The 26,590-nt window shown below is 66.1% G+C and carries 20 protein-coding genes; 3 read left to right on the top strand and 17 right to left on the bottom strand.

Annotation, left to right across the window (positions count from 1 at the left end):
• Positions 1-362: 362 nt before the first annotated feature.
• Complete coding sequence (gene gatB / locus TFU_RS03040) at positions 363-1,916, bottom strand: Asp-tRNA(Asn)/Glu-tRNA(Gln) amidotransferase subunit GatB (RefSeq protein ID WP_011291056.1); 1,554 nt, start codon at positions 1,914-1,916, stop codon at positions 363-365.
• Positions 1,917-2,277: 361 nt separating this feature from the next.
• On the opposite strand from gatB, the gene TFU_RS03035 reads away from it, so the two are divergent.
• Positions 2,278-3,444, top strand: a complete 1,167-nt coding sequence (locus tag TFU_RS03035; protein ID WP_011291055.1) for a thioester domain-containing protein — start codon at positions 2,278-2,280, stop codon at positions 3,442-3,444.
• Positions 3,445-3,997: 553 nt separating this feature from the next.
• Positions 3,998-5,242: a thioester domain-containing protein gene (locus tag TFU_RS03030; RefSeq protein WP_011291054.1), complete on the top strand. Its 1,245-nt coding sequence runs from the start codon at positions 3,998-4,000 to the stop codon at positions 5,240-5,242.
• 158 nt (positions 5,243-5,400) lie between these two features.
• On the opposite strand, the gene gatA is transcribed toward TFU_RS03030, so the two are convergent.
• The 10 genes from gatA to mnmA all read right to left on the bottom strand — a co-directional run bounded on the left by gatA (position 5,401) and on the right by mnmA (position 18,160).
• Complete coding sequence (gatA, locus tag TFU_RS03025; RefSeq protein WP_011291053.1) at positions 5,401-6,897, bottom strand: Asp-tRNA(Asn)/Glu-tRNA(Gln) amidotransferase subunit GatA; 1,497 nt, start codon at positions 6,895-6,897, stop codon at positions 5,401-5,403.
• On the bottom strand, positions 6,894-7,193 hold the full coding sequence (gene gatC / locus TFU_RS03020; RefSeq protein WP_011291052.1) for an Asp-tRNA(Asn)/Glu-tRNA(Gln) amidotransferase subunit GatC: 300 nt from the start codon (positions 7,191-7,193) through the stop codon (positions 6,894-6,896). Before gatC ends, gatA begins: the two co-directional genes overlap by 4 nt.
• 42 nt (positions 7,194-7,235) lie before the next feature.
• Positions 7,236-9,338 carry a putative bifunctional diguanylate cyclase/phosphodiesterase gene (locus TFU_RS03015; protein ID WP_011291051.1) on the bottom strand — a complete coding sequence of 701 codons (2,103 nt, stop codon included), beginning with the start codon at positions 9,336-9,338 and terminating at the stop codon, positions 7,236-7,238.
• 334 nt (positions 9,339-9,672) lie between these two features.
• The gene (gene ligA, locus TFU_RS03010) at positions 9,673-11,868 is read right to left on the bottom strand and encodes an NAD-dependent DNA ligase LigA (protein ID WP_011291050.1); all 2,196 of its coding nucleotides are present in this window, start codon (positions 11,866-11,868) and stop codon (positions 9,673-9,675) included.
• Between the two features lie 16 nt (positions 11,869-11,884).
• A complete protein-coding gene (locus TFU_RS03005; RefSeq protein WP_011291049.1) occupies positions 11,885-12,913 on the bottom strand; it encodes a methionine synthase in 1,029 nt (342 codons plus the stop codon).
• Positions 12,914-13,351: 438 nt separating this feature from the next.
• Entirely contained in the window at positions 13,352-14,434 is a 1,083-nt protein-coding gene (locus tag TFU_RS15705) for a serine/threonine protein kinase (RefSeq protein ID WP_011291048.1), read from the bottom strand.
• Positions 14,431-15,477 carry a hypothetical protein gene (locus tag TFU_RS16015; RefSeq protein ID WP_011291047.1) on the bottom strand — a complete coding sequence of 349 codons (1,047 nt, stop codon included), beginning with the start codon at positions 15,475-15,477 and terminating at the stop codon, positions 14,431-14,433. Before TFU_RS16015 ends, TFU_RS15705 begins: the two co-directional genes overlap by 4 nt.
• Before the next feature lie 16 nt (positions 15,478-15,493).
• Positions 15,494-16,171 (bottom strand): vWA domain-containing protein, encoded by a 678-nt coding sequence (locus TFU_RS02990; RefSeq protein WP_041427670.1) that lies wholly within the window; start codon positions 16,169-16,171, stop codon positions 15,494-15,496.
• Between the two features lie 239 nt (positions 16,172-16,410).
• Positions 16,411-16,968: a DedA family protein gene (locus TFU_RS02985; RefSeq protein ID WP_011291045.1), complete on the bottom strand. Its 558-nt coding sequence runs from the start codon at positions 16,966-16,968 to the stop codon at positions 16,411-16,413.
• A 100-nt stretch (positions 16,969-17,068) separates the two neighbouring features.
• Positions 17,069-18,160 (bottom strand): tRNA 2-thiouridine(34) synthase MnmA, encoded by a 1,092-nt coding sequence (gene mnmA / locus TFU_RS02980; protein ID WP_011291044.1) that lies wholly within the window; start codon positions 18,158-18,160, stop codon positions 17,069-17,071.
• Positions 18,161-18,273: 113 nt separating this feature from the next.
• Between mnmA and TFU_RS02975 the strand changes: the two genes are divergently transcribed.
• A complete protein-coding gene (locus tag TFU_RS02975; RefSeq protein ID WP_011291043.1) occupies positions 18,274-19,428 on the top strand; it encodes a DUF695 domain-containing protein in 1,155 nt (384 codons plus the stop codon).
• 84 nt (positions 19,429-19,512) lie between these two features.
• Here the strand turns inward: TFU_RS02975 and TFU_RS02970 are convergent, their stop codons facing one another.
• The 6 genes from TFU_RS02970 to TFU_RS02945 all read right to left on the bottom strand — a co-directional run bounded on the left by TFU_RS02970 (position 19,513) and on the right by TFU_RS02945 (position 26,405).
• A complete protein-coding gene (locus TFU_RS02970) occupies positions 19,513-20,685 on the bottom strand; it encodes a cysteine desulfurase family protein (protein WP_011291042.1) in 1,173 nt (390 codons plus the stop codon).
• Positions 20,686-20,872: 187 nt separating this feature from the next.
• Positions 20,873-21,814, bottom strand: a complete 942-nt coding sequence (locus tag TFU_RS02965; RefSeq protein ID WP_011291041.1) for an electron transfer flavoprotein subunit alpha/FixB family protein — start codon at positions 21,812-21,814, stop codon at positions 20,873-20,875.
• 27 nt (positions 21,815-21,841) lie between these two features.
• Positions 21,842-22,621 carry an electron transfer flavoprotein subunit beta/FixA family protein gene (locus tag TFU_RS02960; RefSeq protein ID WP_011291040.1) on the bottom strand — a complete coding sequence of 260 codons (780 nt, stop codon included), beginning with the start codon at positions 22,619-22,621 and terminating at the stop codon, positions 21,842-21,844.
• A 240-nt stretch (positions 22,622-22,861) separates the two neighbouring features.
• Complete coding sequence (locus TFU_RS02955) at positions 22,862-24,673, bottom strand: serine/threonine-protein kinase (protein ID WP_011291039.1); 1,812 nt, start codon at positions 24,671-24,673, stop codon at positions 22,862-22,864.
• A gap of 393 nt (positions 24,674-25,066) precedes the next feature.
• Complete coding sequence (locus tag TFU_RS02950; protein ID WP_011291038.1) at positions 25,067-25,609, bottom strand: YbaK/EbsC family protein; 543 nt, start codon at positions 25,607-25,609, stop codon at positions 25,067-25,069.
• 7 nt (positions 25,610-25,616) lie between these two features.
• Entirely contained in the window at positions 25,617-26,405 is a 789-nt protein-coding gene (locus tag TFU_RS02945; RefSeq protein WP_011291037.1) for an enoyl-CoA hydratase/isomerase family protein, read from the bottom strand.
• Positions 26,406-26,590 lie beyond the last annotated feature (185 nt).

Raw genomic sequence — 26,590 nt, 5'->3', positions numbered from 1 at the left:
GAGGCTTTTCCTGGTGGTGTTGACCGCAGCCATGGGCACCCCTCCGTTGACGGCAGTGGAGTCCTTCGGGCTCACGTCCCGGGATGCGCCCCGGTGCACTGACAGGACCTACGTCCAGGTGGTCTGCCGGGCTTGCGTCGCTCTCTCCCGACCTTGCGCACCCGAAGGCCGCGGGGCCAGGCAGACCACGCTCCCGATAGGGGTGCGAGGTCTTCTCACGGCTTCTTCAGGTTGTCTCACGCTAGTCAACCAAGGTCACGGGGAGGTTGAGAGCATAGCGAGAATATGTGACATGTTGATCACTCTTGGTGATCAACATGTCTGTCATCCCCGGTGGAGGCCCGTGCCGTAGCACTCCTCCGTCAGCCCGAGACCCCCAGCCGCTCCAGGATGAGCTGCCGTGCCCGTCCCGCGTCCGCCTGGCCCTTGGTCTCCCGCATGACCGCACCGACCAGGGCGCCCACCGCGGCGATCTTGCCGTTGCGGACCTTCTCGGCGGCGTCCGCGTTGTTCGCGATCGCCTGGTCGACGATCGCGCCCAGGGCAGCGTCGTCGCTGACCACCCGCAGCCCGCGGGCTTCCACCACCTCGTCCGGCTCGCCTTCTCCTGCGAGCACCCCGTCGACCACCTGCCGGGCCAGCTTGTTGGTGAGCGACCCCTCGGCAACCAGCTCCACGACCCGGGCGACCTGGGCCGGGGTGATCGGCAGCTCGCTCAGCTCCACACCGGTCTCCGTGGCCCGCCGCGACAGGTCGTTCAACCACCACTTGCGCGCCTCAGCCGGGGGAGCGCCCGCGGCAACAGTCTGCTCGACCAGGTCGACCGCGTTCGCATTGACGAGGTCCTGCAGCTCCTTGTCGGTCAGGTTCCATTCGGCCTTGAGCCGGCGCCGCTTCGCGGAAGGCAGTTCCGGCAGGGTGGCGCGGAGCTGCTCCACCCATTCGCGGTCGGGCGCGACCGGCACCAGGTCAGGGTCGGGGAAGTAGCGGTAGTCCTGCGCCTCCTCCTTGCTGCGCCCCGCCACAGTGGTTCCCGTGCTCTCCTGGAAGTGCCGGGTCTCCTGCACGACGCGGCCGCCCGCGGACAGGACCCCGCCCTGCCGTTCGATCTCGTGGCGGACCGCCCGCTCGATCGAACGCAGCGAGTTGACGTTCTTCGTCTCAGTCCGGGTGCCCCACTCCGTGCTCCCGCGCGGCTTCAGCGAAACGTTGACGTCGCAGCGGAGCGAACCCTCCTCCATGCGCACGTCGGAGATCCCCAGGGCGCGGATCAGGTCACGCAGCTCCCGTACATAGGCGCGGGCCACCTGGGGAGCCCACTCCCCGGCGTCCTCGATCGGCTTGGTGACGATCTCCAGCAGCGGAATCCCCGCGCGGTTGTAGTCGACGGTGGAGTACTCGGCGCCGTGGATCCGGCCGTCAGCCCCGCCCACGTGCGACGTCTTACCGGTGTCCTCCTCCATGTGGACGCGCTCGATACCGATCCGGAACTCGCGCGGCCCTTCCGGGGTGTCCACCGTGACGTCGAGGTACCCGTCGTAGCAGAGCGGCTCGTCGTACTGCGAGATCTGGTAGTTCTTCGGCATGTCCGGATAGAAGTAGTTCTTCCGGGCAAACCGGCACCACTCGGCGATAGAGCAGTTCAGCGCAAGACCGAGCCGGATCGCGCTCTCCACTGCCGCGCTGTTGACCACCGGCAGCGCACCCGGCAGCGCCAGGCACACCGGGCACACCTGGGTGTTCGGTTCGGCGCCGAAAGTAGTGGCGCAGGAGCAGAACATCTTCGAGCGGGTACCCAGCTCGACGTGGGTCTCCAATCCCAGTACCGGCTCGTACCCGCGCAGTACCTCGTCGTAGGGCATCAGCGCCGTAGCACCGCCCTTGGCGGAGTGGTCACTCGTCACCGCGCTACCCATCGCCGCACAACCCGCTTCCGTTGTTTTTCGTTTCGAACCGTTCCCGTCCGGTGCTGCCCCACCGAACAGGTCACTTGTCGTTGAGCACCTCGTGGCCCGCCGTCCGGGCAGCGCACCGACGGGCACCTTCCGAGCCTACCGAGGGCCGAACACAGGGATGACTTTTTAGGGCCGCATCGGCGAAGGCTTCTGGGATATTACGGGAAGCGTACGATTGTTCAGCGGTTTCGCCGGGACCGCCAGCGGGTCCCGCCCCAGAGGTTAGGCTTTCCTTCGACCGTTCCGACCCCGCGCCAGCCAGCCCTGAGCTCGCGCCGGGAGCCACTTCCCCGCCACCCGCTGTTTTCGCCTGGAAGACATCGTGCCGAGTCTGCTGTCCCGCGTGCGATCCGGACTGTGCGCCGCCACCGCAGCCATCCTCCTCGCCTGCTGGGGGCCTTCGCTTCCCGCGGCCGCGGAGTCCACGTCTATTGCACGTGTCGACCGCAACGGGACCCCTGGCGAGAACGTCCACTTCACCAACGGGGAATCCGCCACCACCACGCTGTTCGAACTCCGAGTGGACGACGACACGACGGTGGCCGCCTACTGCGTGGACGTCAGCCGCAACGTCGACTACACGGCTGCCTACACCATGGCGGAGTGGCCGCAGCTTCCGGGGGCCGCCCACGCCGGCAAGATCGTCTGGATCGTGCGCAACTCCTACCCTGTGCTGCCGTTGGAGGAAGTGGCGGAGCACAGCGGCATCGACGGGCTGAGCGCCGAACAGGCGATCGCGGGCACCCAGGCGGCGATCTGGCACTTCAGCAACGGCATCCAGTTGCGTCCGCCTGGTTTCGGGGACTCCGGTGCCGCACACGTGCACGCGCTCTACCGGTACCTGCTGGACCATGCGACTCCCGTAGCCGAACCCGACGCCCCGCTAGGGCTCGTCCCGACCGAGGTCGTCGGGGAGACGTCGTCCTCGCTGGGCCCGCTGACCGTGCACACCACGGGTGACGCACCGGTACGGCTGACCGTGAACGGGATTGGAGAAGCCGCGCTGGTCGACGCCGACGGCTCCCCGGTCTTTGAAGCCCGTGACGGCGATGAAATCCTCCTCGCGCTCCCCGCAGACGTCGAGGAGGGCACGGCCACCGTGTATGCGCGCACCGACCAGGCAGAAATCCTGCCCGGCCTGGTCTACACGGGTAAGGACGGGGTGCAGACCCAGCCTTTGGTCGTCGCTGATACGGCGACCATTGCCCTGACTGTCGCGGCGCGCGTGAGCTGGAACGCGCCTGATTCCGCCGCCTCCGCGTCTCCTTCCGGATCGCCCTCGGATGCCCCCGCCCCCGAGCAGTCCGCCTCAGCGCCTGCCCCTACGCCGCCTGCTGAGCCTGCCGCGCCGATCGTCGCCGAGGACAAGCGCATCGAAGCGGACCTGCCCCTCACCGGCACCTGGCTGGGTGCTGTCCTGGCCGGCGCGCTGGCACTGCTGGGCCTCGGCGCAGTACTGATCCTGGTGACCTGGCGTAGGCGGCGCTGACGTTTCCCGCACGTGAGACGGCACACACAGTGAGGTGACCGAGACCGACCAGAGCTTTCCGCTTTCCCCAGAAAAATCATCAACTTTAGGTAATCCGGACACCTGTTCTGCGCGTCCTCTTCCCCTGGAGACTATCCGGCATCATAAAAATTGATGACCCACGCCGGAGATGTCCGGTTCATTACTCCTATTACCGCAGGTCGCCGCGGGAAAAGAAAAACCCGCGGAAGGTTGTGTGCATATATCACCTCATGGTTGATACCTCAAGAACCAAAAGCACTTCCGGGGTTTTCTCCTACCGTAGAAAGATCGGATAAAGACGGCTATTATCTGCCGTGCGGTGATACCCACCGCCCCGCGGCTTTGGTGCCGGTGGTCTGGTGAGCGGCCTGACGCCACACGTCCACTCTCTGCTGCGACCGGGCACCCGCATCGAAGCACCAACGATCGAGTTGCTTTCCTCAAACGCGGTCCCCGTGCGACCCCTGGCCGCACGCGGCGTCCCGCACGGTCGGATCGCCTGTCCACCCCCTCAACAACTCTGGGATACGACTTGTTGACCACAGACTCTTCCTCCCGTACACCCCGCGGTGTGCGGCGCGCGCTGGTCACTGTCGCCGGTACGGCGACCGCCGCGTTCCTCGCCTTCGGCATGTCGGCCGCACCCGCGTTCGCTGACCACTACTCCGGTGGTGCCGACGCCCAGTACACGGGCAACGTCGCGAGCGGTCACACCCTGTCGTTCGACCGCGGTTCGGTCGGCACCGTCCTCTTCCAGCTGACCCTCAGCGACGGCACCAAGATCCCCGCCTACTGCATCGACTTCGAGACCCCCATCCGGTCCAAGGCGAAGTACGAGGAGGGGGACTGGAGCGAATACCCCGGTGAGGGCGAGTTCGCCAACTCCCAGCCGGGCAAGGTCCTCTGGATCCTCCAGAACTCCTACCCCGAGCTCTCCGCGGACCAGCTCAGCGAGCGGACCGGGATCAAGGACCTCACCGCCAAGGACGCCCTCTCCGCCACCCAGGCCGCGATCTGGCACTTCAGCAACGGTGTCAACCTGAAGGAGAAGGGCACCCCGAAGAAGGTCTGGAAGCTCTACAACTACCTCATCGAGAACGCCACCGAGATCCAGCAGGCTCCGGCCTCGCTGACCATCAGCCCCAACGAGGCTTCGGGTGAGTCCGGCGGCCTTATCGGTGAGTTCACGGTCTCCACCACCGCCAGCTCGGTGCCGCTGACCCTGAACGGCCCGGAGGGCGTCCAGACCGTTGACCTCGAGGGCAACCCGGTCACCGAGGTCGGCAACGAGGACAAGTTCAGCGTGCTGGTGCCGGAAGGCACTGCGGACGGCGAGGCCACCGTCAGCGCTTCCGTCTCCGCGACCGTGGAGATCGGCCGCCTGTTCAAGGGCCTGCAGGGCGACCCGCCCACCCAGACCCTGATCACCGCAGACAAGGCCGAGACCACCGCCAGCGCTGAGGTCAAGGTCACCTGGACCGCTCCCGCCCCCTCGGACGACGAGACCCCGGGCGATGACGAGACCCCGGGTGACGACGAGACCCCGGGCGATGACGAGACCCCGGGTGACGACGAGACCCCGACCCCGGGCGACGACGAGACCCCGCCTGCCACGGAGTCGCCGAAGCCCACTCCTCCGGCTGACGACAAGCCCGGCCTGCCCGTGACCGGTGCTGCGCTCGGCGGTCTGATCGCCGCTGCGGTCGTCGCCGTCGGCGGTGGCGGTGCCGCAATGTACCTGGCCCGCAAGCGCAAGAGCAACGCTGACGACGCCTGATCCGTCTCCACTCTGCTGAGAGACGCTACCTGACGCGAAGGCCCCTGCCGCAGCCGCGGCGGGGGCCTTCCTCCTGTGTGCGGGGTGCCGTGCCCCGCACACAACACACAGCGCCTCCGGGAGGCTCCCGGAGGCGCTGCAGCGGCTTCAGGACGTGTTTAGACCGCGTAGGCGCACTGCGACAGCAGGTCGCCGCCCCACTTGTCCCGCAGGGCCGCCTCCACGGCCGCACCCGCCTGGTAGGCGCGGTCGTCGGCCAGCGTCGGCGCCATGATGTGCAGGCCCACCGGCATGTTGTCTTCCGGAGCGAGCCCGCACGGCACCGACAGCGCAGCGTTCCCCGCCAGGTTCGTCGGGATCGTGCACAGGTCGGCCAGGTACATCGCCATCGGATCGTCGATGCGCTCGCCCAGCCGGAACGCCGTAGTCGGCGTCGTCGGCGAAACCAGCACGTCAGCCTGCTGGAACGCGGCTTCAAAGTCCCGTTTGATGAGTGTGCGCACCTTCTGCGCCGACCCGTAGTAGGCGTCGTAGTAGCCGCTCGACAGCGCGTAGGTGCCCAGGATGATGCGGCGCTTCACCTCGGGACCGAACCCTTGGGCGCGGGTCAGCGCCATCACCTCGTCGGCGCTCCGCGTCCCGTCGTCGCCGACCCGCAGGCCGTAGCGCATGGCGTCGAAGCGGGCCAGGTTGGACGAGCACTCGCTGGGCGCGATGAGGTAGTACGCCGCGAGCGCGGCGGTGAAGCTCGGGCAGGACACTTCGACGATCTTGGCGCCCAGCGACTCGAAGAGCTCCACAGCCTCGGTGAAACGCTGCATCACACCCGGCTGGTAGCCCTCGCCGGACAGCTCCTTGACCACGCCGATGCGCATTCCGGAAACGTCGGCGCGTCGGGCCGCTTCCACCACCGGGGGCACCGGCTCGTTCACCGACGTAGAGTCGCGCGGGTCGTGCCCGGAGAACGCCTCGTGCAGCAGAGCCGCGTCCAGGACATTGCGGGCGATCGGCCCGGGCGTGTCGAGCGAGGACGCGAAAGCGATCAGACCGTAGCGCGACGACGTGCCATAGGTGGGTTTGGCGCCGACGAGGCCGCACACAGCCGCGGGCTGCCGGATGGAGCCGCCGGTGTCGGTTCCGGTCGCCAGCGGGGCTTCGAAAGCGGCTACTGCGGCAGAGGAGCCTCCGGACGACCCGCCGGGCACCCGGTCGGTGTCCCACGGGTTGCGGGTGGGACCGTAGGCGGAGTTCTCCGTCGAGGACCCCATGGCGAACTCGTCCAGGTTGGTCTTGCCGAGAATGACGAGCCCGGCGTCCCGGAGACGTTCCGTGACCGTGGCGTCGTAGGGCGACTGCCAGCCCTCGAGGATCTTCGACGCCGCGGTGGTAGGCATGTCCTTGGTGGTGAACACGTCCTTGTGCGCCACGGGCACCCCGGCCAGCGGGCCGAGTTTCTCCCCTGCGGCGCGCCGGGCGTCCACCGCGCGGGCCTGTTCCAGCGCTTTGTCGGCGGCGACGTGGAGGAACGCGTGGATCTGGCCGTCGACTTCCGCGATCCGGTCCAAGTAGGCCTGGGTGGCTTCGACCGCGGAGGTCTCCCCTGAAGCGATGGCCGCGCCGAGTTCAGCAGCGCTCAGCTTGAGCAGCTCGGTCATCCTTCCTCCCCCAGGATCTGCGGGACCCGGAACCGGCCGTCCTCCACCGCTGGAGCCTCCGCCAGCGCCTGGTCGGGGGTGAGGCCGGGCTTGACCTCGTCAGGACGGTAGACGTTGGTCAACGGCAGAGCGTGCGAGGTCGGTGGGATGTCGCCCTTGGCGACCTCCTGCACCTTGGCCACAGCGGAAATGATCACATCAAGCTGGGCAGCGAGCTGGTCGAGCTCGTCCTCGGGCAGCGCCAGCCGCGCCAACCGGGCGAGGTGCGCGACCTCATCACGGGTGATGGCGGACATGGATTGCAAACCGTTCCTTCGGCAGATTCGGACAGGTCAATCCTATGGCTGCTGCGGGGTGGTCGGTGGTCTCATTCCGCTGTGCGGCCAGGATGTCCCGGTGCTGCTCGCCGACGGCGAGATCGCCAAGTCACCATGCTCCAGCAGCCATCCGGTGACCGCACCCGCATCCAGCGGCGGGGTGAAGTACCGGCCCTGGGCCGCATAGCAGCCGAGGGCGCGGACCGCTTCGACCTGCTCCGCATTCTCCACCCCTTCGGCGATAGCCCGCAGTCCCAGCGTGTTCATCAGGTCCACAGCGGCTTCTACGACCACCTTGCTGTCGGAATCATCGATCACGTGGCGGACGAACGACCCGTCCACCTTGACTTCCCCGACGGGCAGGCCGTTGAGGCGGGCCAAGGTGAAATAGCCGGTGCCGAAGTCGTCCAACGCGACCGTGACTCCCAGCTCCGCAAGGGACATGATGGCGGGAATGATCGCTTCCGCGTCCGAGACCAGGGCGCGTTCGCTGATCTCCAGCCGCAGGGCCTTCGGCTGGAGCCGGTACCGCCGCAGCCCGGATTCGATGCTCTCCGGCAGGGTCGGGTCCAGCAGCTCCCGGGCAGACAGGTTGATCGCCACGGGCAGGGTGATGCCCTCGCTCCACCAGCGGGCAGCCTGCGCGCACGTCTGCTCGATGACCTCGTGGGTGAAGCTCCGCATCAGATAGGACTGTTCCACCATGGGGACGAACTCCTCCGGCGGGAGGATCCCCCTCCGGCGGTGCCGCCAGCGCACCAAGGCTTCCAGCGCGACCACGCGCTCATCGGCCAGCGCGACGATCGGCTGGTAGAACATCTCCAGCTCGTTTTCGATGAGGGCGCGGCGCAGTTCCCCGAACAGGCTCAACCGGGCCGCGGAGTTCCGGTCCTTGTGCGGAGCGTACAGCTCCACCCCGGTGCGCTGTTCCTTGGCCACGTACATGGCCACGTCGGCGCGCTGCATCAGCAGTTCGAAGTCGGGGGCGTGGTCGGGGTAGAGCGCGATGCCGATGCTGGCTTCCAGGTCGAAGTCCATCCCGTCCAGGCGCAGGGGTTCCGCCAAAGCGACCCGCAGCCGCGCCGCGACTTCGCGGGCCGAAGCCGCGTCCCGCACCTGGGGCAGCAGCACCGCGAACTCGTCCCCGCCGAGCCGGGCCACCAGGTCTCCGGGGCGCACGCTGTGGGTGAGGCGGTAGGCGACGGTCTGCAGCAGCCGGTCGCCGGTGGGGTGGCCCAGGGTGTCGTTGACTTCTTTGAAACGGTCGAGGTCCAGCAGGAGGAGTCCGACGCACTGCCGGCGCTCCTGGGCTTCGCTGAGCGCCTCCTGGGTGCGCAGAATCAGCAGCTTGCGGTTGGCCAGGCCGGTGAGTTCGTCGTGGTTGGCCTGGTATTCGCGCTTCACCGACAGGGAGGCGCTGCTGTACAGCGCGGCAAGCGGGAAGAAGAACAGCGGCACCAGCCAGATCGAGTGCGCCATGGCGATGACGACGAGCGGCGCCAAGCTGAGGAGGACCCCGGCGACGAAGAGGCGGTAGCCGAGGTCCTTCATCAGCACCCGGTGCAGCGGGATGCGCTCGTGCATGGCGACCGCGCACTCGACCAGCAGCAGGTTGGTGACGAAATAGGCGCCCGCGGCCAGGACGACCATCACCAGCCCCGACCCCTGCGGCACCCACGGCACGAGGGGGGTGCGGGGGTAGGCCAGTTGGATGACAGCGTCCGCGACCCCGAAGCTCAGCGTGTACTGGGCGATGTTGAACGCGATGCGGTGCGGCTCCTGTCCGCGCGTGACCCCTGCCAGGAGGGAGCCCACGGCCTGGACCAGCCCGGCGATCGGCAGGCCGTGGTAGATGACGAGGGCGAAGGAGAACGGCAGGGACGTAGGGGCGTTCCCGCCCGTGGGCCGCTGCGCGGCGATAGGACGCAACTCTCCGATGATCACCATGCACAGCAGGACCCACACGAGCGGCTCGGTAGCGAACACCTGGAGTCGGTCAGCCCTCAGCCAGATCAGGGACACGACGAGGAGAACGCAACCGGCCACCGTGGTACTGGCGAAGTACAGCCACAGCGGCGTCCCGACCCGGGGGCCGACATCCCGGGTGCTGGTGGGATCTTTCATGACGTCCTCGGGATGGTTCGTGGAACGCGCGGACGGCCGAATTCCCCTCCGCCCTTCGCGCCCCGCACGGGTTCTGACACGACGGTTTTCCGGACATGTCCGGACCCGGAAAACGGTCGCGAACGGCTTGGACCGCTGCTGGTCAGCTTACGCCGTTTCGTCACCAAGTGTCGCTGATTGCAGACTTTCAGTAAACCGATGGTTGTGGCGGGTGTCCCTTTCCGCTTCAAACGACACCGCAGCGGTGACCTTTCGATCGCGTATCGTATTACTCCCCTAGCAGACTGACATCAGGTCCTGGTGGTGATCAGACCGACTTTTTGGCCGGGAATGCTCAGCTCAGGACGGATTCATCCTCGGAGAGACGGGCTGCCCTGGCCGCTTCCGGACCTTGAGTGAGCAACACCTCGAACCCTGCCTCGTCAAGGATCGGCACCCCCAGCTTCACAGCTTTGTCGTACTTCGAACCGGGGTTTGCTCCGACCACGACGAAGTCAGTCTTCCTGGACACCGACCCGGTGACCCTGCCACCGAGCTTCTGCACCGCCTCCTTCGCTCCGTCCCGGCTGTACTTCTCCAGTGTGCCGGTGATCACCGTGGTAATGCCGTCCAGCAGGCGGGGACCATCGTCGGCGCCCTCCTCCTCCATGCGGACCCCTGCGGCCCGCCACTTCTCCACGATCTCACGGTGCCAGTCCACGGAGAACCAGTCGACGATGGACCGGGCAATGGTCGGACCGATCCCCTCGACTGCCTCCAGCTCCTCCTCACTGGCCTGAGCAATAGCATCCAAGGAGCGGAAGTGGCGGGCAAGGTCCTCGGCAGCGCGCGGGCCCACATGCCGGATGGACAGGGCGACCAGCACGCGCCACAGCGGACGCTTCTTCGCTTCCTCCAGCTGCTGGAACAGCTTCTCGACGATCTTCTTCGGCTCGCCCTTCTGGTTAGCGAAGAAGCTCACCACCTTGGGTTTGCCGGTCTTCGGGTCGATCTTCGGCTCGGCGGTGTCCGGGTCGAGGACAAGCGTGCGGATCGGCAGCAACTGCTCAACCGTCAGGCTGAACAGGTCGCCTTCGTCCCGCAGCGGCGGTTCGGCCGGCTCCAACGGCTGGGTGAGGGCGGTGGCCGCCACGTAGCCCAGGGCTTCAATGTCGAGGGCTTTGCGTCCGGCGATGAACGCGAGCCGCTCCCGCAACTGCCCTTTGCAGTAGCGGGTGTTGGGGCAGCGCAGGTCGACGTCGCCTTCCTTCTGCTGGCCGAGCGGGCTGCCGCACTCGGGGCACTCGGTGGGCATCACGAACGGCCGCTCGGTGCCGGTGCGCTTCTCCACCACCGGGCCCACGACCTCCGGGATGATGTCCCCGGCTTTGCGGACCACCACGGTGTCGCCGATCAGCACGCCTTTGCGGGCCACTTCCTGGGCGTTGTGCAGGGTGGCGAACTCGACTTCGGATCCGGCGACCTTCACCGGCTCCAGCACCGCATAGGGGGTCACCCGCCCGGTGCGGCCCACACTGGTTTTGATGTCGAGCAGCTTGGTGGTCACTTCCTCGGGCGGGTACTTGTAGGCGATCGCCCACCGCGGGGCCCGGCTGGTGGAGCCGAGGCGGCGCTGCAGGGAGACATCGTCGACTTTGACGACGACCCCGTCGATCTCGTATTCGGGGTCGTGGCGGTGCTCCGCGTAGTAGGCGATATATTCGCGCACCTCGTCCAGGGTGGAGACCACCCGGATCCGGTCGCTGACCGGCAGTCCCCATGCGGCCAGCAGCTCGTAGGACTGCGACTGGTGGGTGATGGTCACCCCGCGGTGCGCGCCGATCCCGTGCACCAGCATGCTCAACGGCCGGGACGCGGTGACCCGCGGGTCCTTCTGCCGCAGGGACCCGGCCGCGGCGTTGCGGGGGTTGGCGAACGGGGGCTTGCCTTCGTCAGCGAGCCGGGAGTTGAGCTGTTCGAATGCCTTGACCGGCAGGAACACTTCACCGCGCACCTCAAGCAGTTCGGGCGCGGGATAGCGGGACTCGTCCAGGCGGAGCGGCACCGTGTCGATGGTGCGGATGTTGAGGGTGATGTCCTCCCCGATCCGGCCGTCTCCCCGGGTGGCGGCACGCACCAGGCGCCCCTTCTCATACACCAAGGCCACGGCGAGACCGTCGATTTTGAGCTCGCACAGGAACGCGTCAACCGGGACTTCCGCGCTGACCCGGTGCGCCCACGCCTCCAACTGCGCGTCGCTGAACGCGTTGTCGAGGCTCTGCATCCGCTCCAGGTGCTCTACGGGAGCGAACTCGTTGCTGATGGGCGCGCCCACCTTCTGGGTGGGCGAATCAGGGGTCACCAGGGACGGGTACTGGGCTTCCAGGTCCCGCAGCTCCGCCATCAACTGGTCGTACTCGGCATCGGAGATGATCGGCGAGCCGAGGTAGTAGCGGTAGCTGTAGTCGTCGAGATCCTGGCTCAGCCGGGCGTGCCTTTCCCGCACGTCAGCGGGGACGTCGTCAGAGAAGGTCGGGTCTGGTGCGCTCACGCACGCGTCCTTTCGTTCACTGCCGGGGCCGTGGTTCCTCACGCAGCACCCGAGCGGCCTCGCGGCACAGGTCGAGTGCGGCTCGGGCATGCCGGGGGGATGCTCCGGCAAGCCCGCACACGGGGGTGATGACCACGTCACGGGTCGCGTGTTCGGGGTCGAAACCGATGCGGTGCCACAGTTCACGTACTGGTTCGACCGTATCGACCGGGGGTGACATCCGGCTGTCGACCGCGGGTACTACGCCGAGGAGGAGTCCCACCCCGGACTCCACTGCCGTGCCGATGGCCTCATCGGATTCGCGGGTGAGCCGGGTGGCGTCGAGGCTGAGGGCGCGGGCCCCGCACCGGCGCAGCAGGTCGACGGGGACTCGGGGGGCGCAGCAGTGCACGAGGGGATACCCTCCGGCGGTGTCGATCGCGGAGAACAGGGCGCGCAGCCGCTCTTCCACGAGGACTCGGTCCACGGCGCGCAGCCGCCCGTATCCGCTCGCGGTGGGTACTGAGCCGGTGAGCACGGCGGGCAGCGACGGTTCGTCGACCTGGACCAGGATTGTCGCTTCAGGGACCCGTTTGCGCACTTCGGCAAGGTGGGCGAGCAGTCCTTCGCGGAAGGATTCGCACAGGTCCGCGACTGCTCCGAGGTCGGCGATCATCTTCTCGCCGTTGCGGAGCTCTACCGAGGCCGCCATGGTCCACGGCCCGGTCGCCTGGATTTTCAGCGGACCCGTATAGCCGGAGGTGTGCTCTTCGAGGGCGTCGAGGTCCCAGGAGAGGAAGCTGCGGGCCCGTGTCAGGTCGCGGCCTGCCCGCTGGGTGACCCGCCACCCTGAGGGCTGCACCTCGATCGGCAGTTCCACCAGCAGGGCCCCGGTGCGGCCGATCATGTCGGCTCCCGGGCCGCGTCCCGGGAGTTCCGGGAGGTGCGGCAGGTGGGGAAGCTCTCCGAGGATGGTGCGTATGGCTTCGCCCGGATCGGTGCCGGGCCAGGATCCGATACCGGTGTAGGCCTCCGGTTGCCAGGGATGGCGCTGCTCCTCATTCACGAGGCATCAGAGTAGACGACTCGCTTCGTGTCTTTGGGGTCAAGCGCTGCCCGCCGTCGCAGTTCAGCCGCAGGATTGCTCACCGAGTCCTGCCTCACTAGAAGAGGAAACTGGCCACTATGCCCAGCAACTCAATAAAAAAGGCAATCACATACAATATAAGAAATAAAACAGAAATCCACATCCAGAATTTATAAAGAAATTGCAACGTCTGTCGCAAGAATGTTGCAATCGTTTTGATCCCGACCAGGATCTGAGCGGCACGCTCTCGAATCTGAGGCTCGTAATCGACCGCCTTCCCTGTATTCTTGGAGAACTCGAACACGGAAGAGGGAGGCTCTGCACTCCTCTGCACTACCGGCTCTATCGATTCGTCACAGACTATGCAGCGCTGAGCTCCCGGTTCATTAACCGTTTCACAGACTGGGCAGAGTGTGCTCATGCTGGCGGCGAATCCCGTTTCTCGAGAAGTGTGCCACGCAGTCGACTTCTTTTCTCATTCCGTGGGGTAGGTTCCGCTTCCCGAGAAGTTGAGGCACTCTTCTTGAGAAGAGTGCCTTTCAAGCGAGATTTTTTCGCACTCGAGGCCCTCGGGACAATCGTTGTAGTTATGAAGTCTTCTCTCTTTTTCACCTCCGAACGCAGCTCTTTAACATGATCGAAAACTTGGTCTACAGTCGGCCTTTTACTTGGTTCCGCCGAGAGCATTTTACGGACAAAGGAATCTGCTTGAGGGAATATTTCTTCCAAGCCAGTGGTGTAGGACGCTCCTGCCGCACACAACTCTCCTGGATAACGTCCTGCTCCTTCCACTGGAATGAAAGACACCAGTGATCCGGTGAGGAACTGGACGGCGACAAGGCCGAGCGCAAAGATGTCAGAGGCTGTGGTGAGCTGCTCTCCCATAACTGTTCCGTTGAGGTAACCGAATGTTTCGGGAGAGTAATAGTTGAGATCACCCACCATATCGTCCGGGGGTACCGGTTTTCCAGAAAAAAAGGCGTTGTCGAAGTCGATGAGTTTAGCGGTGTGGTAGTTTTTGACTGTGCCCTTGATGAGGATATTCTCAGGTTTGATATCCCCGTGAACCAGTCCCGCCTGGTGCAGGATCTTCAGGGAGTGGGTGACGGTGATCAGCATCAGGAGACGGCGCTCCATCGGCTCTGCGGCGATCTCTTCTAGGCTAAGCGCACTGGTGTCGATCTTCTCCGTCACCTTGTAATACTTGGCGCCATGCCGGAAGAAGTCCTGGGTGATCACCAGGTTCCCCCCCGGCTTGGAGAGCCTCTTCAGGGTCTTAGTAATTTCTCGGTGGTGTTTTTCAAACTGTTCACATTTACGGAGCTTACGCTCTTTCGTTGCTTTAGAACCGGGCGAGTCAGGCAGCGGATAGGTAGGGGAGAGAAATTCCTTGATGAAATACTCTTTTCCGCCATGAACAGCGAACGCCCAGCGGCACTGCCCCCCACCAGACGTGGTGAAATCAGTAATAATACGGTATTTCCCGATAAATTCGCTCACGCCCCGCCCCCTGGAAGATGAGGAAGGATCCTCTCATATCCCGTCTTGTAGAAACTCCATGAGCTGTGGAGTTTTGCAGCATAGTCCTGTTCTGCTTTTTCCAATTCTTTCCGCAGCTGTTCGCAGCGGTTCTGGTAGGCGCGCAGCGGAGCGACGAGGTCCGCGATAAATTTCCGTCGATAAGCGAATCTCTCCCGCATGTGCAGGAATCCATCGAACCCCACGCAGACCGCAGCAAAAGTGGCATCATCGCCTGTCACCTGCTTCACCCTGTCTCGCAGCAGGCTTTCCCACTCTTGCTCCGTGGCGGCCTGAGCCATGGTCTCCAGAAGCATTTCTTCGAAGAAGAGAGGGCTGGGTAGGTAGCCGAAACAGCCATCGGTCGCGGTGAAGAACACCGCAGGGGCAACCCCGTTGACCACGGAGCTGAAAATTTGGAAAGGCTTATTGGCACTGATGCAGTTTGATACGGGTGCGTCTGTAGAGAGGTTCTCCAGGGCGTCCGGGGAGCCCTTGAGGTTATCGCGCGTCAACTGCTGAACCCCATTTTCTGGAGTCAGCAGATAACACCGGGAGTCACCCGCCCAGTAGTACCGGCAGGAGAGCTTTAAGTTGGAGGGGGTCCCATCTGGCAGCGGCGGTTCTTCCCGCACGGACACAGCGAGCACCGCCAGCGTGGTGGGCAGCGTACGCAGCATGGAACTACGCAGTCGACCGCCAGAGGAGGACAATGAGTGAGCGTAATCGCTCAGCTCTTTCTTGATGTATTGTTCGAGATCAACAGTCTTGCCCTCGGCTGGAAGACCTGTCGTGCAGTTCTGTCGCATCCAGTCCCGGACGACCTGTCGGACCTTCCGCGACGCCAGGTAAGCCCCACTGACCCTGCCGTTGGGTGTCTGATAGCTCGCCGCACCCGAACCCCCGAGACCATCGAAAACACCAAGGCACGATATTTCTCCGACAGTCTCGCATAGCGGCGGCGCATCCTCGGCCGACCCTTCTTTGTCGATCTGAAACGACAAGTAGAGCCGGGGTGTCTTCATTGGTGCAGGTCGTACCTCAGATGCTGTTGGCAATGGTGTCGAGGATCGTTGAGTAGTCCACTTCTTCCAGCCCATTACCGCCTTGAGAAGGGAAGTGAATGACGTTTTCCCAGTGATTAGCGATTTCAGTCCATCCCAGAGCATCGGGGGCGTAGAGGATGAGCCGCTTGGCGCTGGCATCCATGTACTCCTGTCCTTCCCACATGTCGGTCAGTTCATCGAAGTCCTCCGGGATATCCTGGGGATAGCCATCCGGTTTGTCTCCGGCGTTCTTCTCAAGCGGGTGGACGCTCGCATCGGTCCAGACCACAATGATCTGGCGGCGTTTGCGACTCTTGGTATCCCAGTCTGACCGCATCGCCAACGCGAGAGCTTCCAAACCGGTCTCCGGTTCGTCTCCGCCACCTCTAGCTTCGATGCCGTTAACAAACCGGGAAAATTCCGCGGCCTGCTGGGGAAGAGAGAAGAACTCTGACGTGACCATCGCCTCTTCTGGAGCGTCGCAGTAGTAGTCGCGGTAGGCGATGACGCGGACCCGTAGGGAGTCAATGTTCTTGCTCTTAGCCGCCATAACCTTGCGCAAGTCTTCATGAAAGCGCAAGGCACTTTCTTTTACCCGGTCGATGATGGGGCTCATGCTTCCGGTGGCATCAATGCACAGGACGATGTCGACGCCGTAGGTCAAACCCTGCATGGGTGGTGCGACCCCTTCCAGTGATGCGGAAACCGTTACGGAAAGCCTCGGTGTGAGGAGTCGGCCCCACGGACACATACGGCAGGGTGTCACCGTAGGACCGGGTCGTGCCTTTGTCACTGACCTACGGAATCAGTATTCCCGGTTTTGAGAACTTTTACCTACGAATGAGGCACAACTCGCGGAACTTTTCTTCCCATAGAGAAATCTATGGGACATTAAGGACATGGCGGCAAGCTCTACACATCCGCTTCCCTGTCCACAGCCAGAGTCGGACTGGTGGCGCGCTTCCGGTCCGCCACGGGAGCCGCTAGGGCTTCTTTTAACGCCGCCGCGCTGCGCCGCTTCCGCCAGGTTTTCACGCCCACTACCGCGGCGATGACGGCTGCTGCCGCCGCTGTGGCCGCCCACGGCGAGTGGAGGAACAGTCCCCACCAGGCAGCGAGGACTGCCATTCCGCCGAGGCTGTAGATCGCGGCCCAGGCCAGGCAGCCCACGAACATCGCGATCAGGTAGCGGACGAAGCGCATGCGCATCGCCCCGGAGGTGAGGTTGACCGCGGTCTGGATTCCTATGGTGAGGAAGGAGAGGGTGACCGCGGGAGGGCCGTACCGGTTGATGAGGTTTTCGGCATGCTCCAGACGGGGTCCGATGCGCTGGCCGAGGCGGGAGCGGTGCACTCCGGCGCCGAGCCCGCGACCGAGCCAATAGGTGGCCTGTGCCCTCGCGAAGACGATGCCGAGCAGGGAGAGGTAGACCACCCAGAAGGGACGGCCCTCCAGGAACTCGTACGGCATGCAAAGCCCTCCCAACACTCCCAGGGAGAACTATGCTATGCCTTACCTAACTTAAAGCGACAGAGTCGGACGAAAAGAACTTTTAGGACTTTCGCCCCGCTCATTCGGCGTGGTTCGCTGCCGCCTGCTCCACCCGGGAGGTTTCAGCGATCGTCGACGAGCCCATCACTACGTCGCCGTCGTACAACACCGCTGCCTGCCCCTTCGCCACGCCGAGCGCTGGCTCGTCCAGCAGGATCTCGACCCGCCCCTCGTACTGCCGTGCCCGGCAGGAGTACACCTCGCCATGGGCCCGCAGCTGGACGAGGAACGGCGTCCACTCCTCCGGCGGCTCACACCCCGACCACACGGGACGCTCCCCGACGATACGGTCCACCTGGAGCGCCTCGCGCGGCCCCACCCGCACTGTGTTGCTCACCGGTTCGATCGACAGGACATACCGGCGGTGGGGGGCACCGCTCAGGTTGAGCCCGCGGCGCTGGCCGACAGTGAACGCGTGCGCTCCCCGGTGCTCGCCGACCACCTGGCCGGTCTCGTCCACGATGGGACCCGGGTTGCTGCCGAGCCGGCGTTCCAGGAAACCGCTCGTGTCCCCGTCCGCGATAAAGCAGATGTCGTGGCTGTCCGGCTTGTCCGCCACGGTGAGCCCGCGTCGCGCAGCCTCGGCCCGCACCTCCTCCTTCGTGCAGTCACCCAACGGGAATATGGCGTGGGCGAGCTGCTCGCGGGTGAGCACCGCCAGCACGTACGACTGGTCCTTGACCGCGTCGACACTCCGCCGCAGCCGGCCGTTCTCCAAACGCACGTGGTGCCCCGTGCACACCGCGTCGAAGCCGAGAGCCAGAGCCCGCTCCAACACCGCCTGGAACTTGATCTTCTCGTTGCAGCGCAGGCAGGGGTTGGGGGTGCGGCCGGCCGCGTACTCGGCGACGAAGTCCTGCACCACGTCGCGGTCGAACTCTTCGGCCATGTCCCAGATGTAGAACGGGATACCGATCACGTCGGCAGCCCGGCGGGCGTCCCGAGAGTCCTCGATCGTGCAGCAGCCACGTGCCCCCGTCCGATACGACTGGGGGTTGGACGACAACGCCAGGTGCACGCCGGTGACGTCGTACCCGGCCTCGACGGCCCGTGCGGCGGCCACGGCGGAATCCACGCCGCCCGACATGGCGGCCAATACTCGCAGAGTCATAACATCTTCCAGCCTAAACGTTCTTTCCCACCCCTCTTACCGGAAAAGGAAACCAGGGGCGGCAGCGCGGTGTTCCCGGCGAGAACACCGCGAGACTCTGCGAAAATCAGGGTATGGCTCTGTTCCGTCGCCGCCGCTCCGACGAGTCCGCTGTCGCCATCGACGACTTCTGGTCCGGGTGGGGTGAGCTCCGCAGCGCTTTGGCCGCGTCCATCGACGAAGGGGCCCCGGTTCCCGCCGAGGTCGCCCAGCAGCTCGATGAGAGGGTGCAGCGTATCCACCCCTCCCTCACCTGGGAGGTGTCGCGCGCACCTGAACCCGCGCCCACCAACCTCGCCTCCTCCCCGTTCGAGTCCCTGGACAGCCCGGAAGCGCTCTTGGCCAGCCTGGACGCCGAACCGGCCTCCGCACGCGCCTCATATGCGCTAACCTTGCGGGCCGGGGACGACGACGAGGCCCGCGTGCTCGCGGAACGCTGGTACCGCGCCGCGCCGGAGGACGCCGAGTGGACGTTCTTCCCGGCCCGTCCCGCCGACCACGCCCAGCTGTCCCGCACGATCACGTGGCACGACCACGAGCTCGACCTGTCGCACGTCTCGGTGTCGATGCGGGTGAACCACGCCACCGGGAAGATCGAGGCGGGCGTCTACCACCCTGACTTCATGTTCCTCCCGGAGGAGACCCAGCGCGAGGTCGCCGAGCATGTGATGCTGCTGGCTGTCGGCGAAGACGACATGGTGCGCTGGGTCGACTCGGTCAAGCCGCTCGTGGAGAAACCCCTCGACCCGCTCCCCCCGACGTCGGTGCCTGCCGTGGTCCGGCAGCTCTCCGGGATGAGCGGGGGAGGCGGATGGGTCACCTTGCAGGGGCGGATTCCGCTGCGGGGCGCCATGCAGTTGTCGGCACGCCATCCCCTGCACCGCCGCGACTATCCCGCGCTCACCTTGTACGTCCAAGTGGTGGCCTCCTACACGGAGGCAGACAAGGACCGCCTGCCCACGGGCTCCTCAGCGGCGGCCTTGGAGTCCTACGCCTTGCGGCTGCGGGAAATGCTCGGCGCCAACGGTGCCCTGTTCGCGGTGCAGACTCTCGGCGGTCAGCGGGTCTTCCACTTCTACCTCGACCCGGAGTCGGGCATCTTCCCCGAGTTCGAGAAGGCTGCCCGGGAGTGGTCGGAAGGCCAGGCCTCCGTCACCAGTGAACTGGACCCTGAGTGGCGCATTATCGAGCAGCTCCTCAAACCCATCCGCAAGCAGTTGGGGCGCTGATGCCCGCCCTGGCGGGGTGCACGCGTGCCGGACGCGTGCGCCCCGCCAGTCGCGGAAGCAGCCGAGGAGAAGGACGCGCTGCGGTTAGGCGCGGCGGCGGGCCCGCGCCTGCCGGGCGCGCGCCACGGCCGGGCCGATCGCGTCCGCGAGGGCTTTGATGTCGGCTGAAGTAGAGCCGCGGCCCAGGGAGAAGCGCAGCGATTCCCGCGCTGTGTCCGGGTCGGCGCCCATCGCCAGGAGCACGTGGCTGGCCTGGGAGACGCCAGCGGAACACGCTGACCCGGTAGAGCAGTAGATGCCTTGGGCGTCCAGCAGCATGAGCAGCGCGTCCCCTTCGCAGCCGGGGAAACCGATATTGGCGTGGCCGGGGAGCCGCTCGGTGGGATGCCCGTTGACCCGGATGTCGGGCACGACTCCGCGTACCGCGGCGACAAGCTCGTCACGCAGGTCCGCCAGGTGAGCTGCGTGCTCTTCCCGCTCGGCTACCGCGAGCCGCACCGCGGTAGCGAACCCGCGGATCAGAGGGGTGGCCAGGGTCCCGGAGCGGACGTCGCGCTCCTGGCCGCCGCCGTGGAGCACCGGGACCGGGTCGACGCCGCGGGCGAGCAGTAGCGCCCCCACCCCCACAGGCCCGCCCAGCTTGTGCCCGGTGAGGGTCAGCGCGGACACGCCGCTCGCCGCGAAGTCGATGTCTTCGAGGCCCACGGCTTGGACCGCGTCAGTGTGGAACCAGATGCCGTGCTCGGCGGCGATCGCGGCGAGCTCCGGGATCGGCTGGAGGGTGCCGACCTCGTTGTTGGCCCACATCACGGAGACCAGTGCCACGCTCGCGGGGTCGCGTTCGATCGCTTCCCGCAGGGTGTCCGGGTGGAGCCGCCCGTAGGAGTCCACGGGCAGTTCTTCCACGACGGCCCCCTGGTGGTCGGCCAGCCACCGCGCCGGGTCGAGGACCGCGTGGTGTTCGACCGCGCTGACGAGGATGCGCTGCCGCGTCGGATCTTGGGCGTTCCGCGCCCAGTAGAGGCCTTTGAGCGCGAGGTTGTTGGCCTCGGTGCCGCCACTGGTGAACACGACCTCGTGCGGGGTGCAGCCCATCGCTTCGGCAAGGGTCTCCCGGGCTTCTTCCACCACTCGCCGGGCATGCCGTCCGGCTTCGTGCAGCGAGGACGCGTTGCCGAGGAGGCCGAACGCGTCCGTGAGGTCGGCGAGCACCTCGGGACGTACCGGGGTCGTGGCGGCGTGATCGAGATAAACCATGGCGTTTTCAGGATACGGCCGGGATGCCCGGACAGGTCCGGGGCGGTCAACCCGGCGCAGGGGTCTGCTTCCCGGCCTTCCCCGGTGCTGCGGACGGAAGCGTGCCTCACCCGCCTCGACTGCCCGCTCCAGCAGCGTGGCCCCCACCGGAACTCCGGTAGGGGCCACCGCGATCAGTGCGGTGCGCTTACTTGCGCTTGTTGATCTCCTCGGTCAACTGCGGGGCGACCTTGTGCAGGTCACCGATGACCGCGAAGTCGGAGATCTCCAAGATCGGAGCCTCGGGGTCCTTGTTGACCGCGACGATCGTCTTGGAGGTCTGCATACCAGCCCGGTGCTGGATCGCGCCGGAGATGCCCAGAGCGATGTACAGGTTGGGCGAGACGGTCTTACCGGTCTGGCCGACCTGGAAGGCGTGCGGGTACCACCCGGCGTCAACCGCGGCCCGGGAGGCACCTACGGCGGCGCCGAGCGCGTCCGCGAGGTTCTCCACCACGGAGAAGTCCTCACCCACACCGCGGCCGCCGGAGACTACGATCGCGGCCTCGGTGAGCTCGGGGCGGGCACCCTTCTCTTGCTTGACCCGGTCGGTGATCCGGGCGGCCTTGGCGGCGTCGGACAGCTCGATCTCGACGGCTTCCACCGCGGCGGCACCAGCCGACGGCTCGGCCGGGATGGCGTTGGGCCGCACGGCGACCACGGGAACGCCCTTGGTGACCTTCGCGTGGGTGATGATGGAGCCACCGAAGATGGAGTGCTCAGCCACCAGCTCGGAGTTGATGTCCACCACGTCGGTGAGGACACCGGAGCCCAGCTTGACCGCGGTGCGGCCGGCGATCTCCTTGTTCTCCGGCGTAGCCGAGACCAGGACGGCGGCAGCGGACTTGTCGTTGGCGAGCTTGGCCAGCAGCTCGGCCTTGGGCGCCACCACGTAGTCGTCGAGCTCAGCGGGAGCCGTGTAGATCTTCTCCGCGCCGTACTCGCCGAGCTTCGCCTTCAGCTCGTCGGTGGGCTCTCCCACGACCACCGCCGCGGGCTCCCCGATCCGGCGAGCCGCGGTCAGCAGCTCCAGAGTGACCTTCTTGACCTGCCCGTCGACGTGGTCGACGAGGACGAGGACCTCAGCCATGTTCTCTTCCCCTCTCTCGTCTCGCCGCTACACGAACTTCTTGCTGGCCAAGAAGTCGGCGATCAGGACGCCGCCGTTGCCTTCGTCCTTGACGACAGTGCCCGCGGTGCGCGGCGGAGCCGGTGCGAAGTCGACAACCTGAGTGGTGGCGTTGGCCAGGCCGACCTTGTCCGCGTCGATCCCCGCCTCGGCAATGCTGAGCTTGGTGACCGGCTTCTTCTTGGCGGCCATGATCAGCTTGAACGACGGGTAGCGCGGCTCGTTGATCTTCTCGACCACCGAGATGACGGCCGGAAGGGTGGCCTCGACCACCTGGTAGCCGTCGTCGGTCTGACGCTGGATCTTCACCGACGTGCCGTCGACGTCGACCTTGTTCGCGAGGGTGAGCTGCGGCAGGCCGAGGTACTCGGCCAGGGCGGCACCCACCACACCGGTTCGGGCGTCGGTGGACTCCGAGCCCAGGATGACCAGGTCGTATTCGAGGGTGCCCAGGGTCTGCGCGATCGCGTAGGCGGTCTGCAGCGCGTCAGAGCCGGCCAGGGCGTCGTCGCAGACGTGGACCGCCTTGTCCGCTCCCATGGAGAGCGCCTTGCGGATCGAGTCGGTGGCCTGCTCCGGGCCGACGGTGAGGATGGTGACCTCGCCGCCGTGCTTCTCCTTGAGCCGGAGCGCCTCCTCGATGGCGTACTCGTCGAGCTCGTTGATCACACCGTCGGAGGCAGCACGGTCTACCGTGCTGTCCGCAGGGTCGAGCTTGCGTTCGGTCTCGGTATCCGGGACCTGCTTGACCAAGACGACAATATTCATGTCGGTGGTCGACCTCCCTGCCCTTGTCTGCACCGTTCTGGTGAACGGTCGGGACGCGGGCGCGTCCGTGGTTTCTCCCCAAGAGTGCCAAACAGCCGAACAGAATTCGGAGCCGGGTCGGTGTTAGCACCGACCGCTGCCGCGGCGTGTGGTGTTCTTGTCTCCCCACCAAATGTTACTGGCTAGTAGCATGAGGCGCGACCGCGAACAGGCACCCTTATTGGGAAGGCTATGACCAGGTCAGGAGCCAAACCACTCCGAAGGTCCGGGAATGGGGTCCCATGCTGGCACCAACTGGACACCAAATACCACCAGGAACAGGGCGAGCAGGCTGATCGCGATGATGGTGCCCCAGTAGACGTAAGGGTTGCGGATCGTGATCTTGCTGACCAGCCACCGCGACTGGCGCTGCGCACCCCGGGCATGCGGGCCGAACAAGAAATTCATCAACACCACGACGCCGAGTGCCCACGAGCCCACGACGTTGGCGGAACTATTGCCGCTGACCATTCCGATCGCGATACCCACCACGATTCCGGCCAGCAAGTAGCCAAGGCCGTAGAGCGCGGCGTGGCCCAGCGTGCGGAGCAGCGCCCACGGCATGCTCAACGCGATCACCACGTTGTCGGAGCTGCGCGGCCCGCGTTCGTGCAGTCGGCGGGCATGCTCGCGGCGGGCTAGGTCGAGACCGCCGAGCACGGTGACAGCGAGAGTCCCCAGGATGAGACCGATCGTCGGCATCATGAGCGTGAGCCCGACGATCCCCAACGCCACCGGGACCACCATCACCCACGGCAGGCGCTTTGCCTCGTACTCGTCGTAGTAGTCGTCCTCGTCGTCCGAGAAGTAGTCGGAGAGCCGGTCCTCGCCCCTGCGGTAGGCACGGAACCGCTCCAGCAGACTGGGCGGCTCGTCGTCGTAGTCGGCAGAGTCCCGATTCCGCCCTTCGTAGTCGACGGGGGTCAGGATGTCGCGGAACTCTTCGGGGCGCAGCGTGGCGTCGTAGTAGTGGTCGTAGCGGCGCCCGCTGTCCTGCTCCTCCTCGTCGTCACCGAAGCCTTCGGGGGCGACCATGGTGCGGTCCGGGGCGGCAGCCTCCGCTACCGCAGTGGCCTGGTTCTCTTCGGGCTCCGGCGGGGCAGGCTGGGGGGTGCTCGTCGGCAGGTCAGCGGAGACCGTGTGCAGGCCCGTCATCCCCGACGAGCGGTACTCGTCCTCCATCCACGGCAAGTCGAGGTTGAGCTGCTCGGTCCGGGCCACCAGCTCTTCAGCGGTGGGACGCTTCCGCGGGTCGCGCTGGACCGCGTCCTGAACGATCGGGCGTAGCGGCTCCGGAACCCCGTCGAGGTTGATCTCTCCGTTGAGGATGCGGAAGAAGATCACTTCGAACGCGCCCGCGCCGTACGGCGGGTTGCCGGTGGCGGCGAACGCGACCGTCGCACCCCAGGCGTGGATGTCCGTGGCCGGGCTCAGGTCCGAGCCTTCGATCACCTCGGGGGACAGGTAGCTGGGCGTGCCGACGAACGTGCCGGTCTGGGTGAGTTTGGAGCCGTCCACCGCGTACGCGATACCGAAGTCGATGATGATCGGCTCGCCGTTGCAGATGATCACGTTGCCGGGCTTGAGGTCGCGGTGGATGATCTCGGCCGCGTGGATGTCCCGCAGGGCGCGCGCTAACCCGGTGACGACACGGGTGAGGGCCCGTCCGCGCAGCGGGCCGTGGTTGGTCACCGTGGAGTCCAGCGTGGGGCCCGGAATGTACTCGGTGACGACCCAGGGCAGCGGCGCGGTGGTGTCGGCGTCGATGACCTCGGCCACGTTGCGGCTGCGTACCCGCCGCATGGTCATGACCTCGCGGGCCAGCCGGGCACGGGCGATATCATCCCCCGCCACCTCTGCACGCAGCACCTTGACCGCGACCAGACGGTCCTGAGGGTCTACGGCTTGATACACAACGCCCATACCGCCTTGGCCGATGCGCCGGCGGATCTTGTACGGGCCGATGTACTCCGGCAGCTCCTCACCATCGGGGAAACCTGCCGCCATTGCCATAGTGATCTCATCCCCTCGAACACCGTTTGGTGCAGCCTATTCGGCCGGGATCCACCGGACTGTGCGGTGTTGACCCGACCGCTTCGGAGCCGTGACCGCACAGGCCCGACGACACAGCTTCTCGGTGACACCAGACTGACGGAGAGCGGTACCACCGCAGTTTTCTCACGCTAGTCGGATCACGCACGGCCGCAAACGGGGCGTTCGTGCTGACCCCACGTCTTTGGTGAAGCGACTCAATGAGTATGACGGAAAAAGTCGAAGTGAGGTTCCGGTCAAGGTTACGGTTGAACCACCATGCTGCCGTCCCCCGCTTCTAGCCTGCACACAGTACGCACAGTAGAAGGATTCTTATTCTGAGTGACAGGGAGGCGGGAGGATCCCGCCTCCCTGTCACGCCGGTCGGGCGAGACCGTCGAGGACTTCCGCGCCCGGCAGTTCGGCGAGGGCCGCTCCCGGAAGGATGAGCTTAGAGCGGCGCAGCCCGCTGCCCACCACAACCTCGGGCTGGGCGACCACGGCGGAGTCGATGAGGATCGGCCACTCCGGGGGCAGTCCCACCGGGGTGATCCCGCCGTACTCCATCCCGGTCTGCTGCACCGCCTCCTCTTGGGGGGCGAAACTCGCTTTGCGCGCCCCCAAGTGGCGGCGGACCACCCCGTTGATGTCGGCGCGGGTCGTGGCAAGGACCACACAGGCCGCCAACCGGGTCTCCCCGCCGCGCCGGGCCGCGACGATGACGCAGTTGGCCGACGCGTCCAGCGGCACCCCGTAGGCCGCGCAGAAGTTCGCGGTGTCAGCCAGTTCCGGGTCGATAGCGGCGACCCGGAGCCGGTCCACCGGGGTGTCGTGCTTCCACTCGGTCACCGCGGCGGCAACCGGGGCGGCGAGCAGGTCGGTCCGCTCCGCGGCGGGATACTCGGTCAGTTGCCACATCAGTGGCCTACCTCCCAGAGAACGTGGCCTTGCCGGGACCGTGCTCCATGAAGCTCCGCATCCCGGTCTTCTGGTCTTCCGTAGCGAAAAGCGCGGAGAACTGCAGCCGTTCGATCTCCAGCCCGGTGTCCAGGTCGACTTCGAGCCCGGCGTCAATGGCCTGTTTGGCGGCGCGCAGCGCGAGCGCCGGACCGTTCGCGTAGCGGGCTGCCATGGCCACCGCTGTCGCGTACACCTCTTCGGCGGGCACCACCTTGTCCACGAGACCGATCTCCAAGGCCTCCGCTGCATCCACGTGCCGGCCGGTGAAGATCAGGTCCTTGGCCTTCGCCGGGCCGATGAGGCGCGGCAGCCGCTGGGTGCCGCCCGCGCCAGGAATAATGCCGAGCTGGATCTCAGGCTGGCCGAGTTTGGCGTTGTCCGCGGCGACCCGGAAGTCGGCGCACAGCGCGAGCTCGCATCCGCCGCCCAGGGCGTACCCGGTGATGGCGGCGATCACGGGCTTGGGGATGCGGGCCACCGCGGTGAAGCAGTCCTGAAGGGTGCGGGAGTGCGCGGCCATTGCCGCGTAGTCCATGTCCGCCATCTCCTTGATGTCGGCTCCGGCGGCGAACACGCGCTCTCCCCCGTAGATGACGGCGGCGGCGACCGCCGAGTCTTCGCTGACCTGGGCGGCGGCTTCCGCGAGTTCCCGCTGAACTTGGGTGTTGAGCGCGTTCATCTTCGGCCGGTCCAGCCGGATGACGGCGACGGCTGGATGGTCCGCATCCGTTTCGACCCGAACAAACTCCCCCATGGGTTCTCCCTCTCCACTTCCCGATGTGGACTGTTGTCTGTCCCTCTCCCTATCACCCCGCCGTGCCCGGCTTGGGCAGCGCCCCGCCCTTGCCGCTTCCCATCCGGGCGCTTCTCAGCGGGAACGTCAACGCTCGCCCTGAGGTGCCCCAAAAAAGACCATCTGGGGCACGGCGGCCTCCTCCC

The organism is Thermobifida fusca YX (assembly GCF_000012405.1).
Taxonomy (GTDB): Bacteria; Actinomycetota; Actinomycetes; order Streptosporangiales; family Streptosporangiaceae; genus Thermobifida; species Thermobifida fusca.
This window is presented reverse-complemented; position numbering and strand designations above follow the sequence as displayed.

Coding starts and splice junctions, on each gene's coding strand:
- gatB (WP_011291056.1), bottom strand. CDS start 1,916: ATGGGTAGCGCGGTGACGAGTGACCACTCCGCCAAGGGCGGTGCTACG.
- gatA (WP_011291053.1), bottom strand. CDS start 6,897: ATGACCGAGCTGCTCAAGCTGAGCGCTGCTGAACTCGGCGCGGCCATC.
- gatC (WP_011291052.1), bottom strand. CDS start 7,193: ATGTCCGCCATCACCCGTGATGAGGTCGCGCACCTCGCCCGGTTGGCG.
- TFU_RS03015 (WP_011291051.1), bottom strand. CDS start 9,338: ATGAAAGATCCCACCAGCACCCGGGATGTCGGCCCCCGGGTCGGGACG.
- TFU_RS16015 (WP_011291047.1), bottom strand. CDS start 15,477: ATGAAGACACCCCGGCTCTACTTGTCGTTTCAGATCGACAAAGAAGGG.
- TFU_RS02990 (WP_041427670.1), bottom strand. CDS start 16,171: ATGCAGGGTTTGACCTACGGCGTCGACATCGTCCTGTGCATTGATGCC.
- TFU_RS02985 (WP_011291045.1), bottom strand. CDS start 16,968: ATGCCGTACGAGTTCCTGGAGGGCCGTCCCTTCTGGGTGGTCTACCTC.
- mnmA (WP_011291044.1), bottom strand. CDS start 18,160: ATGACTCTGCGAGTATTGGCCGCCATGTCGGGCGGCGTGGATTCCGCC.
- TFU_RS02975 (WP_011291043.1), top strand. CDS start 18,274: ATGGCTCTGTTCCGTCGCCGCCGCTCCGACGAGTCCGCTGTCGCCATC.
- TFU_RS02970 (WP_011291042.1), bottom strand. CDS start 20,685: ATGGTTTATCTCGATCACGCCGCCACGACCCCGGTACGTCCCGAGGTG.
- TFU_RS02965 (WP_011291041.1), bottom strand. CDS start 21,814: ATGGCTGAGGTCCTCGTCCTCGTCGACCACGTCGACGGGCAGGTCAAG.
- TFU_RS02960 (WP_011291040.1), bottom strand. CDS start 22,621: ATGAATATTGTCGTCTTGGTCAAGCAGGTCCCGGATACCGAGACCGAA.
- TFU_RS02955 (WP_011291039.1), bottom strand. CDS start 24,673: ATGGCAATGGCGGCAGGTTTCCCCGATGGTGAGGAGCTGCCGGAGTAC.
- TFU_RS02950 (WP_011291038.1), bottom strand. CDS start 25,609: ATGTGGCAACTGACCGAGTATCCCGCCGCGGAGCGGACCGACCTGCTC.
- TFU_RS02945 (WP_011291037.1), bottom strand. CDS start 26,405: ATGGGGGAGTTTGTTCGGGTCGAAACGGATGCGGACCATCCAGCCGTC.